This window comes from Myxococcaceae bacterium JPH2, assembly GCA_016458225.1.
Taxonomy (GTDB): Bacteria; Myxococcota; Myxococcia; order Myxococcales; family Myxococcaceae; genus Citreicoccus.
Window position 1 is genome coordinate 520928 of record JAEMGR010000003.1, and the last position, 14439, is coordinate 535366.

The window sequence follows — 14439 nt, forward strand, 5'->3', positions numbered from 1 at the left end:
GCGCGTGTCCACGCACTCCGTCCTCGCGCCGAACCTGGGCGTCGCGCCTCGGGCGAGGATCCGCCGCGACACCGCGACGCAGCGCCCGCACATCCCCTGGGCCGAGGCCGTCGCCCAGGAACTGTCCGCGCTCGCCTCGCTCTCGGATGAGGCCCAGGCCCGCGCGCGCGTGGAGGCTCGACTCGACGGACTGCGACGCGCCCTGCACGACTCGCCCTTTCATGCGCGGCGGCTGCGCGACTTGGGGCTGCATCCCGGCGACCTGCGCGGACTGGACGACCTGAAGCACTTCCCCGTCCTGGAGCGCGCGACGCTCGCGGAGCACTGGGACGCCATTCCAACCTTGCCCACCGAGTCCTCGGAGTGCGTGGTGGTGCGCAGCTCCGGCACCACGGGCGACCCGGTGAACGTCGTGCGCGACCGACGCGACTGCCTGCTCATGTGGGCCGTGCTGCGCTTTCTGCTCGCGCGCGCGGGTGCCCGGCTGTCACCGCGCCCCCGCGTGGTGCTGCTGGACGCGCTGCCCGGTGGGCTGGAGTACTCGGTGCGACTGCCCATCCTGGAGAACGGAGCCTTGCACCGCGTCTCCGTGCTGCGCGCCGACGCGGCCGAGCGCCTGCGCCGCGTGCGTCCCTCCGTGGTGTTCTCCGACCCCGAGGGACTGCGCTGGTGGATTGCCCAGCCAGCGCTGCCTCGGCCCGCGCTCATGCTGACGTCCGCGCAGCATCTGCCCGCCGCGCTGCGGGACACCCTCACGCGCGACCTCGGCGTGCCCGTGCTCAACTACTACGCCACCACTGAGACCGGGCCGCTCGCGTGGGAGTGTCTGCACACGCCTGGGCACTTCCATGTCTTCGCGCCCGATGTCTGGTTGGAGCCGGACTCGGACGACGTGGTGGTGACGCGCCTGCGGCCCAGCGTGTTGCCGCTGTTGCGCTATCGGCCGGGAGACCGCGGCACGGCGCGACGGGATGCGTGCGCGTGCGGCTTCCACGGCTGGACGCTGACGGGCTTCGGCGGACGGGGCGCGTGCCGCTTCCTCGCGCCCACGGGCCGCTCGGTGGATGCGTGGGCCGTGGCCTGGGTGTTCAAGCACCACGCGCTGCGGGCGTTCCGCCTCACGCAGGAAGACTCCGAGGGATTCCTGTTGGAGCTGGCCGGGGCCTCGGCGCAAGAGGCCCGCGCTTTGACGGAGCGACTCGTCGCGGCGCTGCGGAACCTGGGCTGGACCTCACCGCGCGTGGCCGTGCACGCCGTGGACGCTGCGGCGTGGAGCACGCCCGCCAAGCCGCAGCCGTTCCGGTGCCTCGTGCCCGCTCAGGGGCACTGACGCGAATACTGGAGCGGGAGGTCTCGCGTCCCGTCCCGGTCGACGAGCACCACCTTGACCCAGACAATGTGCGCGCGTCCCTGGTTGTCCACCGCGAGCAGCCGCTCACTCGACAGGTTGACCGAGTAGGGCTTCATCCGGGGCGTCACCTGCATCTCGCGCCACGTCCCCTGGGCGTTGGTCATGTACAGGACGAACGTGCCCTGGCTGTCCGCGCCCACCAGGTGCGCCATGCCGAGCCGATCCACCGCGAGCGTCGTCTGCGCGTCCGCGCCCGTGCGGATGCGCGACAGTGACCACGCGCCGTTCCGCCGCGCGCCGTACCAGAGGTCGCCGTCCGAGAACGTCACGTGGGGCACGCCCATGACATCCAGGTCCAGTGACTGCCCATAGCCATAGGCGCGGATCTCCTCATCCACCCACGCGCCCGAAGCATTGGTCAGGTAGTGCAGCCGCGAGTCCTCCAGCGTGCTGTAGACCACGTGGCTGTTGCCCAAGCCGTCCACCCGCAGCACCGCGCCTCGCAAATCGGTGGCGACCCCCAGGTCCGTGGCGGTCCACACGCCGAGCCGGTCGTTCGCGTAGAACAGCTCACCGCCCTGCGCGCTGCTGACGTAGAGGACGTGCGTGACCCCCTGCGCATCCAGGTCGAACGCCATCGCGGTGCCCGTGCCCACGAGGCTGCGCCGCCACTTCCCGCCGGCATAGCTGCCCGCGTACACCAGCGACGGCGCGGTCAGGTCCGTGTCCTCCGCGCGCGCGTCGTAGAGCAGGTGCAACGCATTGGCGGCATCCACCTTCAGCCCCGCCAGGTGCGGCGTGCCACGAAAGCCCGGCTCCTCCACCCACGGGTCCGACGACACGTTGCCCGTCCGGATGCCGCCGGGGCGCGAGTACGCATACAGCCCTTCGTCCCCGGCCCCGAGCGTGAAGCCCGCGGAGATGATGCCTCGCGCCAGCTCCATGCTCTGCCACCCGTTGATGCACGCACCCCAGCTCGACAGGGTCTGCGACCGGCGCTCCAGGCCCGGCGGCACCGGCGCCGCCCAGCCCCCATCCAGCGTGTCGCCCTCCGGGTTGTGCGGGGAGCCACCGCCATTGGGCGGGTACTTCGCGGTCGGCACGTCCAGCGGCTTCACGACGATGGGGTCGCACGCCACCACCCCCGCGGCGGCGGCAAGCAACGCGAGACACAGGCGGGGAACCGACAGTCCCACGGGGTAGCTCCCAGGCATGCGGCGCGGGCCGCGCACCGGCCCGTGTCGGGACAATACGGAAGAATCCTCCCGAGCAGGAGATGCCCCCCGCGACAACCGGGCTTCCCGCCCGTCTCCGGGGCTCCCGCAGAACGCACCGTGAAGAACCCGAGGACTCGGAGGAACACCCGCACATGGAGACTCGCCGGCTGGGGGCCCAGGGGCCCGTCGTCTCGAAGTTGGGATTGGGTTGCATGGGGATGTCCGACTTCTACGCGGGCCGCGACGACGCGGAGTCCGAGGCCACGCTGCGGCGCGCGCTGGAGCGGGGCATCACCTTCTTCGACACCGCGGACGTCTACGGCTCGGGTCGCAACGAGGAGCTGGTGGGCCGCGTGCTGCGCGCACACCGCGCCCACGTCGTCCTGGCCACCAAGTTCGGCCTCGTGCTCGACCCGAACAACCCGCGCACGCGCGGCGTCAACGGCCGGCCCGAGTACGTGCGCCAGTGCTGCGACGCCAGCCTCCAGCGCCTCGGCACCGACGTCATCGACCTCTACTACCTGCACCGCGTGGATCCGCGCACGCCCATCGAGGACACCGTGGGCGCCATGGCGGACCTCGTGAAGCAGGGCAAGGTGCGCCACCTGGGATTGTCGGAGGTGAGCTCGGACACGCTGCGGCGCGCGTGCGCCGTGCATCCCATCGCCGCGCTCCAGACCGAGTACTCGCTGTGGAGCCGCGAGCCCGAGGACGGCGTGCTCCAGACCTGCCGCGAGCTGGGCGTGGGCTTCGTGCCGTACAGCCCGCTCGGCCGCGGCTTCCTCACCGGCCAGTTCAAGCGCGTCGAAGACTTCGCGCCGGATGACTACCGCCGCACCTCGCCTCGCTTCCAGGGCGAGAACTTCCAGCGCAACCTGGCGCTGGTGGAGCACCTGGAGCACCTGGCGCGACAGCGGCGCTGCACGCCCGCGCAGCTCGCACTCGCCTGGGTCCTGGCTCGGGGTGAGGACCTGGTGCCCATCCCCGGCACCAAGCGCCGCGCGTTCCTGGAGGACAACCTGGCCGCGCTGGAGGTGCGGCTGACCCGACAGGACTTGGATGACCTCGAGTCCATCGCACCGCCGGGTGTGGCCTCGGGCGAGCGTTACCCGGAGGCGTTGCTGGGGCTGGTGCAGCCCCAGGGGCCAGGCCAATCGCGCACGCGCTGAGGGCGACCGCCGGTCCAGCACCCGACACCGCCACCCACCTCCGGGCACACCGATGTCGTCTCCTTGGAGACCGCGGCGCGTCTGCTTCCTCGCGTCGCCGTTCGAGTGAACGCCCCAGCAGGGGGGTCCCTGCCGCCCAGGCAGGTCCGTCGCTACGATGGAACCGGGGGGAGGCCATCACCGTGTCCATGCCCGTACATTCCGAGCCCGCAGCTCGAGCGTCTGGCGTTGTCTCGAATGACGATGTCGCACCGCCCAGGGGCCCCGAGGCCCGGGGACAGTCACGCACGGGACTCGCGGTGGTCCAGGTGAAGACGTCCGCGGTCGGACAGTACAGCGTGGCACTGATGGCCTTCGGCATCGCGCTGTTCCTGGAGCGCGTCCTGGGTGTCTTCATGGCCACCCATCCCTTCCTGTTCTTCTACGGGGCCGTCGCCATCGCGGGCTGGTGGGGCGGCTGGGGCCCGGCGCTCATGAACACGGCGCTGTCCCTCATCTCCTTCAGCGCCTTCTTCCCGCTCGGCCACCAGGGCGACTGGGTGCGTCCGTCGGACGTCGTGTCGCTCGGCATCTTCGCGATGCTGGCGCTGCTCGTGACGAAGCTGAACGTGAGCCTGCGGCGCACCAACGCCGAGCGCGCGCTGCTGCTGGAGCGGGAGCGCGCCGCCCGAAGCGAGGCCGAGAACGAGCGCGCCCGCCTCCACTCGCTCTTCATGCAGGCCCCCGCGCACATCGCGCTCTTCCGAGGTCCGCAGCACATCTACGAGCTGTCCAACCCGCCCAACAACGAGCTGCTGGGCCACCGCCAGCTCGTGGGCCGCTCGGTGCGGCAGGCCGTGCCCACCGCCGAGGCCGAGGTCATCGCGTCGCTGCTGGACCGCGTCTACACCTCGGGAGAGCCGTTCATCGGGAGGGAGATGCCCATTCGCGTCCCGCGCCCCGACGGCGGCGAGCACGAGGTCTACTTCAACCTGGTGTACCAACCCACGCGCAACGCGCAGGGGCAGGTGGATGGCATTGCGGGCTTCGGCTTCGACGTCACGGACCTGGCGCAGGCCCGCCAGCGCGCGGAGGCACTCACCGCCGAGCTGCGCCATGGAGAAGAGCGGCTGCGCATGCTGGCCGAGGCGAGCGCCACCCTCGCCTCCTCACTGGACTACGAGGCCACGCTGCACAACATGGCGAAGCTGGCCGTGCCGCGCCTGGCGGACTGGTGCTTCGTGGACGTGGCCATGGCGGACGGCTCGTTCAAGCGGGTGGAGGTCGCGCACGCCGCGCCCGAGGACGCGCCCCTCGCGGAGAAGGTGCGAGGGTTCACCGCCCTGCTGGACGGCAATCCCTTGCATCCGCCCACGCAGGCCCTGCTGCGCGGCGAGGCGCTCCTCATCGAGGACTTCTCGGACGAGCGACTGGAGTCGAGCGGCCACAACGCGGAGCACGTGCGCGTCATGCGCGCCATCCGGCCTCGCTCGTTCGTGGTCGTGCCCTTGATGGTGCGTGAGCGCACCATGGGCATCCTCACGTGCTTCACGACGCACTCGGGCCGGCACTACACGGAGATAGACCTGTCGTTCTTCCGAGAGCTGGCGAGCCGGGCCGCCCTCTCCATGGAGAACGCGCGCCTGTATCGCGAGGCCCAGGAAGCCATCCACCTGCGCGACGAGTTCCTCTCCATCGCGAGCCACGAGCTCAAGACGCCGCTCACGCCCTTGAGCCTCAAGCTGCAATCCCTCTCGCGAGAGCTGGGTCGCACCGCCGGGGTGCTGCCGCGCCCGCTGGTGGAGAGCTACGTGGAGGTGGGCTCGCGACAGGTGAAGAAGCTGTCGGAGCTGGTGAACACGCTGCTGGATGTCTCGCGCATCGCCTCGGGGCGACTGCGGCTGGACGCGGCGGAGGTGGACCTGGCCGCGCTGGTGCGCGAGCTGGTGGGACGGCACGAAGCCCAGGCGGTGCGCATGGGCTCGCCCCTGCAGCTCGAGGGCGCGGACGTGCCCATCCTCGGGTGGTGGGACCGGCTCCGGTTGGAGCAGGTGGTGATGAACCTGGTGGACAACGCCATCAAGTACGGCCAGGGACGGCCCATCCACCTGCGGCTCGCCGAGGGGCCCGAGCGCGCCCGGCTCACGGTGCGCGACGAGGGCATCGGCATCGCGCCCGAGCATCTGCCGCGCATCTTCGGCCGCTTCGAGCGCGCGGTGTCCGACCGGCACTATGGCGGCCTGGGGCTGGGGCTCTACATCACCCGCACGCTCGTGGAGGCCATGAGCGGCACGGTGCAGGTGGAGAGTCGCTTGGGCCGCGGCTCCATCTTCACCGTGGAGCTGCCCCGGGTTCATCACGCACGCGAGTCGTGAGCGCTTACGGCGCCGCGCCACACTTCGCCGCGCCCAGCGTGGGAGCGAAGTACGCGCCGTAGAGGTCCGGCGTGAGCGAGAAGTTGCACGTGTTCGTCGCGACCGGAGACACGTTGGGGTGCGCCTCCAGGTAGCGCGCGATGTAATCACGCACGCCATCGGCGGAGGTCCAGAGCACGCTGCCCTCGCGGAACATGTCGTAGCCGCCGCCACCGCCCGCGCGGTAGTTGTTGATGGCGATGCGGAACACCTGATCGTCGGTGACGTCTTTTCCGTGGAAGCGCAGGTGGGTGAGCCGGGAGCCTGTGGGCCGAGAGAGGTCGTAGCCGTACTCGATGCCCGAGTAGAGGTCCCAGTTGAAGTCCGGCACGGTGGGCGTGGTGGCCTTGGCGTCCTCGGGCTTCGCGGGCAGGTGGTTGCCATCCAGCGTGGCGAAGTAGCGGGCATTCACCTCCAGCGCGCGACGCAGGATGGAGCCATTGATCTCCATCACATACAGCGTGTTGTCGTAGATGTAGATGCTGTACGCGTCGCGCAGGGTGAGGTCACCGGCCGGCAGCGCGCCGTCATTGGTGAAGAGGGCCGCCAGGGACACGTCCACGTCATGGCCGGCCTGATGCGCGGCATCTTCCTGCACGAGGTTGATGAGGTCCGCGAGGGGGCTGTCGACGTATCGCCCGGCGAAGCCTCCGGGGAACGCGGCCGTGGTGTTGCCCACCTTCCGATTCACATACGCGAGGGTGGTGTCATGCGCCGCCTGGGAGAGCCGCTTCACGTCCGCGTCCTCCGCGACCGCCTCCACCGAGAGCAGCTTCGAGTCGTGGCTGTTGACGACCCAGTGGGCATCATTCCAGTTGAGCTTGAGCTGGACCTCGGCGAGATGGCTGCCCCAGCGATTGGGTTGGGTGAGGAGGACCTCGCGCCCGTCCTTGTTGTGCATCAGCATCTTCGGAATGGGCTGATGGGTGTGTCCGGTGAGGAGCACGTCCACGTCGGGCACATCCTGAGCAATCTGGACGGCCTCGTTCTCGCCCGGGAGGTTGCCTCGGTCGTTCCACTTCGTGGGGTCCGCGTAGTCCGCGAGCCACGAGTCCGCGACGCTGGCGCTCCCGGTGGGTTGCTTGTCCGGACCGCTGTGGATGGCCACCACGATGATGTCGGCGCCAGCGGCCTTCATCCGGGGCACATAGGTCTTCGCGGTCTTCAGCGGATCATCGAAGCGCAGGTCCGGAATGTTCTCCGCCCGCTCCCAGGTGGTGACGCCTGGCGTGACGAGGCCGAGGATGCCCACCGTCACGCCGCACACGTTCTGAAGGACATAGGGCGTGAAGGCCTCGGAGCCATCGGCGCTCTTGCGAACGTTGGCGCCGAGGAGGGGGAAGCGGACCTCGCCCTTGAACTTCCCGAGGACGCCGAGCCCGTAGTTGAACTCGTGATTGCCGAGCGCCATGGCGGCATAGCCCAGCTCGTTCATGGCGGTGGCCATGGGGTGCTGGGGCTTGTTGTCGACGAGGGCGTAATACGTGCCGAGCGGCGTGCCCTGGATGGTGTCACCGGTATCGACGAGCAGGGTGCAGTCGGGGTTCTTGGCGCGCTCTTGTTTGACGAGAGCGGCGACCTTGGCCAGGCCACGCTTCGCGTCGGCTTTCCCGGTGAAGTAGTCCCACGCGAAGATGTTGGAGTGCAGGTCGCTCGTCTGGAGGAGGGTGAGCGTCCGGGGCGAGAAATCGGCTGCTTGGGGGATGACGGTGACGGGCGGGGGGCCTTCCGAGTCATTGCACGCGGTGAGGAGGGGACAGACACCGACGAGACAGGAAATCGCGGCACGCACTGCGCGCGCCAGACGGGGGGAATGCATCATGAGACCTCCGAGGATGGTGACTCGGCACCCTACGTGTCCGTCGGGCAGTGTCTCGCCAACACTCGGCGACGCAAGGGTCCCGGTTCCGTCACATCCCCGAGTGTCCGATGTCTGGCTTCATCCCCACGTCCGAGCGTGTGCTTTCAATCGACAGCCAGAACCAACGCCCTCCCGAGTCGAGCGCGCCGCGAAGAAACTCGGCGAACGAGGCCGCGATCCTCGGACAGTATTCAGGGTCGGGAAACGCCTCGCGATATCCATCGCGAATGACATAGCGACCCGCCTCCCGCTGCCCCACGTCGAGCAGGAGTCAGTTGAGTGCGCCGGGCGCCCCAGGCAGGCACGATGAATCAATAAGCAGAGAGTCGAGGATGCGGCGTCCGAGGAAGCTGGGCGTGCGGCGCCCACGGGCCACTGGACCCCAGACATCGCCGGCAGGTCTCCAGCGGCGTCTCTCGCTCCAGATAGCCGAGCATCCGCGCGAGCAACTCCGGGCCGTCCAGTGACACCCCATCCACTTCCGACAACGCAGGCGACTCCGGGTGCTCACGCCGCACCACGGTCTCGACATGCGGAGGCCGCGTGCACAGGTAGAAGCGACCTTGGTGCACCAGATGGCACCGCGTCTTGAGCCAGCAGCGCGCGAAGACCTCGCGCGTCTCGGCGTCCGACGTCGAGGGGCTCTCGGGAGTCAGCTGCTGGAACGCGTCGATGCGCTTCACTGTGAGATAGACGCCGTGCTGTTCGCACCGCTCCGTGATGCGCGCGATGGAGCGCTCCGGTAACAGCCGCGACGAATAGACAGACAGCGTCATCCGGTCGAGCCGCTCGTACACCGCATCCGGCGCGCTCTGCGCGAGGAACCCATTCGTGGTGACGGAGAACTGCTCGCTGATGCCCGAGGCCCGAGCCACGTCGAGCAGCGCGGGAAGGTCCGGATGCAGGAACGGCTCCCCTCCCGTGAACTTGAACACCTGCGGCTTGAGGACTCGGGCCAGCGTCCGCAGGTCCTCACCGAGCCGCTCGGGCGACACGGTCCAGGCCGGCAAGTGGGGAGACAAGGGGCAGCACTGCACGCAGCGCAGGTTGCAGTGCGTGGCGGCATGCGCCTCCAGGGCCCAGGTGAGGATGCGACCGTCGTGGAGGTCGTAATGCACGGCCCCATCCTGCCAGGGTTGCCCCGAGCCTCGCGCGCCTGCACCATCTCCCCGTGTCGCATCCTCTCGGAGAAACGCGCGGGCCCCTCGCTCGACTGCCCTCGTGGCGAGCCACCGAAAGGGCCGAGCCCGGACTCGCCCCCACGTCCGTCGCGGCCCTCCTGCGTCACGACCTGTCCCCCACCGCGAGCCTGTTCCAAGGGATGCAATGCCTCCCGGTCCCACCGCCCGCCATCACGCGCGGCGTGGACACGCCACGCGATGAGGACACCCTGGCTGATGCGCTGCGCACGCTCGGGGAGCAAGCCATTCAAGCCCAGGTCGGCGCGGGCACACGTGATGTGAGCCTCAGCGGTGGAGTCGACAGCGCGGCGCTGTGCGCGATGGCCGCGCGCCACGCACCGGGGCGGATCCGCGCGTGGACCATGGACGTCCACTTCGCCGACACCACCGAGCGCGCCAACGCCCAGCTCATGGCGCGCGTGGCCGGAGTCGAACAGGTGGACGTGCCGATTCCGGATGCGTGCCTGCCCGATCTCTTCGAGCCGGCGGTGCGCGCCAACCCACGCGTCATCCTCAATGCCCGCGCCATCGCCAGCTTCGCGTTCTACGCGGAGGCGAAGCGACTCGGAGTCGGCCCGGTCATGCTCAGTGGCGCGGGCGCGGACGAAGTGATGCTCGGCAATCCCCGAGCACGCGCCAACGCCCGCGCGCAGGTGGATGAGGATCGAAAGCTCGCGGCCCGCGTACTCCGCCATCCCGCACCGGAGTTCGCCCTCGACTCCACGACCATGCCCTGGGACCTCGGGCCGTGGGAGGCGAACCGCTCCGACGAGGTCCGCCACGCCGCCTGGGTCTTGCGAGAGCTGGTCCTGCCTCCCGAGCTGTGCGGCGCCCGAGCCCATGGCCTCACGGTGCGCACACCGTACCTGGACGAAGCCTTCGCTCGCTTCACGCTCGCACTCCCCGCTTCGTTGCTGGTGCGAGGCGACCTGGGCAAGTGGCTCTTCCGGCACGCGGTGCGCACGCTCGTCCCCGACGAGGTCCGGCTCGCGCGCAAGACGCCGCGCTATGCCCAGACCGCCCTCTCCAGTCCCATGCGCCAGCGCTGGCTGGAGCTGTATCGCGAATGGCTCTCTCCCCACCGCCTGGAGCCGCTCCAGGTCATCGACCCCGTCGCGGTGCTCGCGCTCCTGGATGACTATGCGCGGCTCGCTCCCGAGGACACCCGTGCGGCGGCGGTGGATCGCCTGTTGATGCGGCTGGTGTCACTCGCCATGCTCCACGCTCACCCCGAGGCATGTCGCGCATGTCCCGAATCCTGATCGCCACCTCGCCCGAGAAAGGGCACGTCAACCCGATGGTCGGCGTGGCGCAGTGGCTGCGCCGCTTGGGCCACACCGTGGGCTGGCTGTGTCTGCCCGAGCCCGCGCCCCAGCTCGAACACCTCGGTGTCGAGCTGCTCCACCTCCCCACGGCGCGCCCCGCCGCGCCCGCCATCGAGACCGGTGGCGAGGCCCTGGCGAAGCTCGTTCAAGACGAGGCCGCGTTGGGCGCGTGGATCCGTGGGCTGCTGCTCGACGCGGTACCCGCGCTCATTCCTCCCGTGCGCGAGGTGGTGCGCGCCTTCCGTCCCGACGTGATGGCGCTGGATGGAATGCAGTACGCGGCCGTGCTCGCCGCGCACGCGGAAGGCATCCCCTGGGCGGGAGTGTCCTCCGCGCTGACGCTGCTGGAACCAGAGCTGGACCTGGCGCTCTTGCGCAACGTGCGAGCCCTGGCCGCAGACCGTCAGGCCCTGTTCGCCCGCTATGGCTTCGACGCGCGCTTCCGAACCTGTGAGTGCCTGTCACCGAGCCTCAACACCATCTTCGCGACAGAGGACTTCGTCGGCTCGGACGCGCGCGTTCCTCCCGCCACGCACCTCGTGGGCCCCTCGATTCCGCCCGAGGACCGAGGCGATGAAGTGGACTTCCCCTGGCACCGCATGGGCGACAAGCCCGTGGTGTATGCCTCGTTCGGCAGTCAGATTTCGTGGCAGCCCGAGCTGTTCCGTCTCATCGCGGAAGCCGCCGCACCGCTGGGCGTCACGCTGGTCCTCACGGCAGGAGCGCTGGCCGGCACGGACTTCCCCAGCACGCTGCCCGGTGACGTCGTGGCCGTTCCGTATGTGCCACAGCGCCAGCTCCTGCGGCGCACGTCCGTGTTCATCTCGCATGGCGGCGCCAACTCGGTGATGGAGGCGATGACGGCGGGCGTTCCGCTCCTCTTGCTGCCCGTCTGCAATGATCAGCCGGTGCAGGCGCACTTCCTCGAGCAGGCAGGAGCGGGGCGTGTACTCGCCCCCTCCCGAATGACCGTGCACGAGTGCCGAGCCGCGCTCACCCAGCTCATGGCTCCAGAGTCCTCCATCCGGCGCAAGGTGTCCGCCATCTCCAAGGTCTACGGCGCACGCGACGGAGCCCGAGAAGCCGCCGAGCGCATCGCGGGTCTGGTCGAGTGACAGAGCCACGGCCTTGGGTCGCGCGCCGGCATCACCCTCCGGGCGTCACGCCGCTGGAGGTGTGGAACCTGCCCGTGCTGGGACACGAGTTCTGGGAGCTGGCGGGAGCAGTCCGAGTGGACGCGACCCGCCGCGCGGGAGTCCCCGAGCCCACGCTCACCGCGAGACTCGTCGCCACGGTGCAGGCCGCGCTGGAACTCCTCGTCCACCAGCACGCACCGGACGCCGTCTATCTCAGCGGAGGGCTCGCATGTCTGGAGGGCTTCAACGCCGAGCTGGCCCGGGCCACGCAAGCACTCCCCTGCACCGTGCACGTCGCCGAGGCGCCTCGCTTCGCCCCCGTGCACGCAGGGCTCGCCGTGCTGGAATCACTCTCAGCCCGCGCACCACTGTCCGTGGACGTCGGGCAGACCAGCATCAAGTGCGCGAGCCCCCATGTCTCGTGGCTCGTCGAGCGCAGCCCCGCGACCCTGCCCTGGCTGTTCATCGGCATGCCTCGTCCGAAGGATGGGCACCACATCACCGCCGCCACGCGGTTCATCGCGGGCACGATGCGAACGTTCATCGAAACGAACGCCGAAGCGCCGGATGCCCTGTGCCTCGCCCTGCCCTGTCCGCTGGATGAAGCGCTGCTCCCAGGGGGTTGCACCTACGGCTGGGAGGGACACGCCTCACTCGTCTCGGACATCCTCACCCAGGCGAGCCTGCCCGCGAGCGGCGGCACGGTGTGGGTGCTCAACGACGCCGAGCTGGCCGCGGAGTCCGCGCGACGTGATGCGCGCGTGAAGGGCCGCAAGGTGTTGTGCCTCACGCTCGGCTTCGGCCCGGGCGGGGCCCTGCTCGAACGGACGTGACGAACCCTTCGGATGGGGAGGGCCCTGTCCGAACGGGTAGGTCCACGCCCTAGCCTGTCCGCCGATGTGGCGATTCCGCGAGGCCTTTACCTTCTGCCTCGAAAGGAATCTCCCATGTCCGCCGACTCCCTTGTCTCCCTCTCTCAATCCATTGCATCCGTCGTCGAGCGCATCGCGCCGAGCATCGTCCGCGTGGAGGCCCGCCGCCGTCGTGGCGCCACGGGCCTTGTCTTCGGCAACGACGGGCACATCCTCACCACCAGCCATGCCGTCGAGCACGAAGGCCACATCCAGCTCGGCCTCGCCGATGGAAGAACCGTCTCCGCCGAGCTGGTGGGCCGAGACCCGAGCACCGACCTCGCGCTCCTGAAGACCGAGACCTCGGGCCTCACGCCGCTCACGCCCGCGCCGCTCGATGACGTGAAGGTGGGGCACCTCGTCCTCGCCGTGGGACGTCCGGGTCGTACAGCGCGCGCCACGCTCGGCATCGTCAGCGCGTTCGGAGAAGGTTGGCGAACGCACGCTGGAGGGCGCGTGGACCACTACCTGGAAACCGACGCGGACCTTCCGCCCGGCTTCTCGGGTGGCGCGCTCGTGGATGCCCAAGGCCGCTTCCTCGGCCTGCTGACGGCGGCGTTCTCGCGCTCGGCGGCGGTGGTGATTCCGGGCAGCACGCTCACCCGCGTGGCGAATGGTCTCGTGGAGCACGGCGGCATTCGCCGCGGCTACCTCGGCGTGGGAGCCCATCCCGTGCGACTCCCGCAGACGCAGGGAGAGACCGGGCTCATCCTCCTATCGGTCGATCCAGATGGCCCCGCGCACCGCGCCGGTCTGCTGTTGGGCGATGTGCTGTTGAGCCTGGGCGGCCAGTCGCTGCACGGCGTGGAGGACCTGCTCGGCTACCTGGGCGACGAGAAGGTGGGCTCCACCGTGACGGCGAAGGTGCTGCGCGCGGGCGAGGCACGCGACGTGTCCATCACCATTGGCAAGCGCGCGTGAGGAAGGGAGCGCACCGATGAAGTTCCTGCAACAACTCTCCGATGACCTCGAGAGCCTGGTGGCGCGAGCCTCTCCCGCCGTCGTCGGCGTGGAGCACGCGCGAGGCCACGGCACGGGCCTCTTCCTCACGCCGGATGGCTACATCCTCACCAACCGCCACGTGGTGATGCGCAGCCCCCGAAAGCTCCGCGTCCAGCTCTCCACGGGCGAGGAGCGCGGGGCGTCGCTCGTGGGCGTGGACCTTCCCACCGACCTCGCGGTGGTGCGCGCGGAGGGCGATGCCTTCCCCACGTTGCCCCTGGCGGATCCCGAGAAGGTCCGCGTGGGTCAGCTCGTGGTGGCCATCGGCAATCCCTTCCGATTGGAGCAATCCGTGTCGCTCGGCATGGTGAGCGCCATCAACCGCTCCATCACCTTGCCCAACGACGTCATCCTGGAGGGCATGCTTCAGACCGACGCGGCCATCAACCCGGGCAACTCGGGCGGCCCGCTGCTGAACACGCAGGGCCAGGTGGTGGGGCTCAACACGCTGGTGCTCCCGGACGCGCAGGGCATCGGCTTCGCGGTGAGCGCGGCCACCGCCGCGTGGGTGGCCAGCTTGCTGATTCAGCGAGGCAAGGTGGAGCGGAAGTTCCTGGGCATCGCCGCCACGGCGGTCACCTTGGAGTCCGCGCTGGCCAAGGACATCGGCCAGTTGCGCGCGGTGCGCGTGCTTCAGGTCAAACCCGGCGCGCCAGCGGATGACGCGGGACTCCTCGCCGAGGACCTGCTCCTGAGCATCAACGGTCGGCCCGTGCAGAGCGTGGACGACCTCCAGCGCTTGATGGCGCTGTCCACGGACGACGCCGTCCAGCTCGACGTGCTCCGCAAGGGCCGCCGCAAGACGACGGCGGTGCGGGCGCATCCGCGCCTGGAGTCCGCCGCCGCGTAACGAGAGGGACCGCGGCTCCGGCACTCGACCGGAGCCGCGCGTC

Annotated in this window: 11 protein-coding genes; 8 read left to right on the forward strand and 3 right to left on the reverse strand. The window is 69.8% G+C overall.

All coding sequences use genetic code 11. From position 1 onward, the window contains the following. Nucleotides 1–4: 4 nt before the first annotated feature. A complete protein-coding gene (locus JGU66_06865; protein MBJ6760479.1) occupies nt 5–1330 on the forward strand; it encodes a coenzyme synthetase in 1326 nt (441 codons plus the stop codon). Here JGU66_06865 and JGU66_06870 read toward each other — a convergent pair. Further along, complete coding sequence (locus tag JGU66_06870; GenBank protein MBJ6760480.1) at nt 1318–2547, reverse strand: hypothetical protein; 1230 nt, start codon at nt 2545–2547, stop codon at nt 1318–1320. The genes JGU66_06865 and JGU66_06870 overlap by 13 nt on opposite strands. Nucleotides 2548–2720: 173 nt before the next feature. On the opposite strand from JGU66_06870, the gene JGU66_06875 reads away from it, so the two are divergent. Next, on the forward strand, nt 2721–3737 hold the full coding sequence (locus JGU66_06875) for an aldo/keto reductase (GenBank protein ID MBJ6760481.1): 1017 nt from the start codon (nt 2721–2723) through the stop codon (nt 3735–3737). A gap of 188 nt (nt 3738–3925) precedes the next feature. After that, nucleotides 3926–6091, forward strand: a complete 2166-nt coding sequence (locus tag JGU66_06880; protein MBJ6760482.1) for a GAF domain-containing protein — start codon at nt 3926–3928, stop codon at nt 6089–6091. A gap of 4 nt (nt 6092–6095) precedes the next feature. Here JGU66_06880 and JGU66_06885 read toward each other — a convergent pair whose 3' ends face one another. Together JGU66_06885 and JGU66_06890 are read right to left on the reverse strand one after the other, a co-directional pair. Further along, entirely contained in the window at nt 6096–7949 is a 1854-nt protein-coding gene (locus JGU66_06885) for a 5'-nucleotidase C-terminal domain-containing protein (GenBank protein ID MBJ6760483.1), read from the reverse strand. Nucleotides 7950–8302: 353 nt separating this feature from the next. Next, nucleotides 8303–9109: a radical SAM protein gene (locus JGU66_06890; protein MBJ6760484.1), complete on the reverse strand. Its 807-nt coding sequence runs from the start codon at nt 9107–9109 to the stop codon at nt 8303–8305. Nucleotides 9110–9312: 203 nt separating this feature from the next. Between JGU66_06890 and JGU66_06895 the strand changes: the two genes are divergently transcribed. The 5 genes from JGU66_06895 (at nt 9313) to JGU66_06915 (ending at nt 14396) form a co-directional block, all read left to right on the forward strand. Further along, nucleotides 9313–10434 carry an asparagine synthase C-terminal domain-containing protein gene (locus tag JGU66_06895; GenBank protein ID MBJ6760485.1) on the forward strand — a complete coding sequence of 374 codons (1122 nt, stop codon included), beginning with the start codon at nt 9313–9315 and terminating at the stop codon, nt 10432–10434. Further along, nucleotides 10419–11612: a glycosyltransferase gene (locus JGU66_06900; protein ID MBJ6760486.1), complete on the forward strand. Its 1194-nt coding sequence runs from the start codon at nt 10419–10421 to the stop codon at nt 11610–11612. Before JGU66_06895 ends, JGU66_06900 begins: the two co-directional genes overlap by 16 nt. A gap of 53 nt (nt 11613–11665) precedes the next feature. Continuing rightward, complete coding sequence (locus JGU66_06905; GenBank protein ID MBJ6760487.1) at nt 11666–12466, forward strand: ROK family protein; 801 nt, start codon at nt 11666–11668, stop codon at nt 12464–12466. A gap of 114 nt (nt 12467–12580) precedes the next feature. Beyond that, nucleotides 12581–13465, forward strand: a complete 885-nt coding sequence (locus JGU66_06910; GenBank protein MBJ6760488.1) for a serine protease — start codon at nt 12581–12583, stop codon at nt 13463–13465. A gap of 16 nt (nt 13466–13481) precedes the next feature. Beyond that, nucleotides 13482–14396: a trypsin-like peptidase domain-containing protein gene (locus tag JGU66_06915; GenBank protein MBJ6760489.1), complete on the forward strand. Its 915-nt coding sequence runs from the start codon at nt 13482–13484 to the stop codon at nt 14394–14396. Nucleotides 14397–14439: the final 43 nt, after the last annotated feature.

Excerpts from the sequence above, each read along its gene's own strand:
- JGU66_06895 (MBJ6760485.1), top strand. The coding sequence starts at position 9,313 with ATGCAATGCCTCCCGGTCCCACCGCCCGCCATCACGCGCGGCGTGGAC.
- JGU66_06915 (MBJ6760489.1), top strand. The coding sequence starts at position 13,482 with ATGAAGTTCCTGCAACAACTCTCCGATGACCTCGAGAGCCTGGTGGCG.
- JGU66_06875 (MBJ6760481.1), top strand. The coding sequence starts at position 2,721 with ATGGAGACTCGCCGGCTGGGGGCCCAGGGGCCCGTCGTCTCGAAGTTG.
- JGU66_06910 (MBJ6760488.1), top strand. The coding sequence starts at position 12,581 with ATGTCCGCCGACTCCCTTGTCTCCCTCTCTCAATCCATTGCATCCGTC.
- JGU66_06885 (MBJ6760483.1), bottom strand. The coding sequence starts at position 7,949 with ATGCATTCCCCCCGTCTGGCGCGCGCAGTGCGTGCCGCGATTTCCTGT.
- JGU66_06880 (MBJ6760482.1), top strand. The coding sequence starts at position 3,926 with ATGCCCGTACATTCCGAGCCCGCAGCTCGAGCGTCTGGCGTTGTCTCG.
- JGU66_06900 (MBJ6760486.1), top strand. The coding sequence starts at position 10,419 with ATGTCCCGAATCCTGATCGCCACCTCGCCCGAGAAAGGGCACGTCAAC.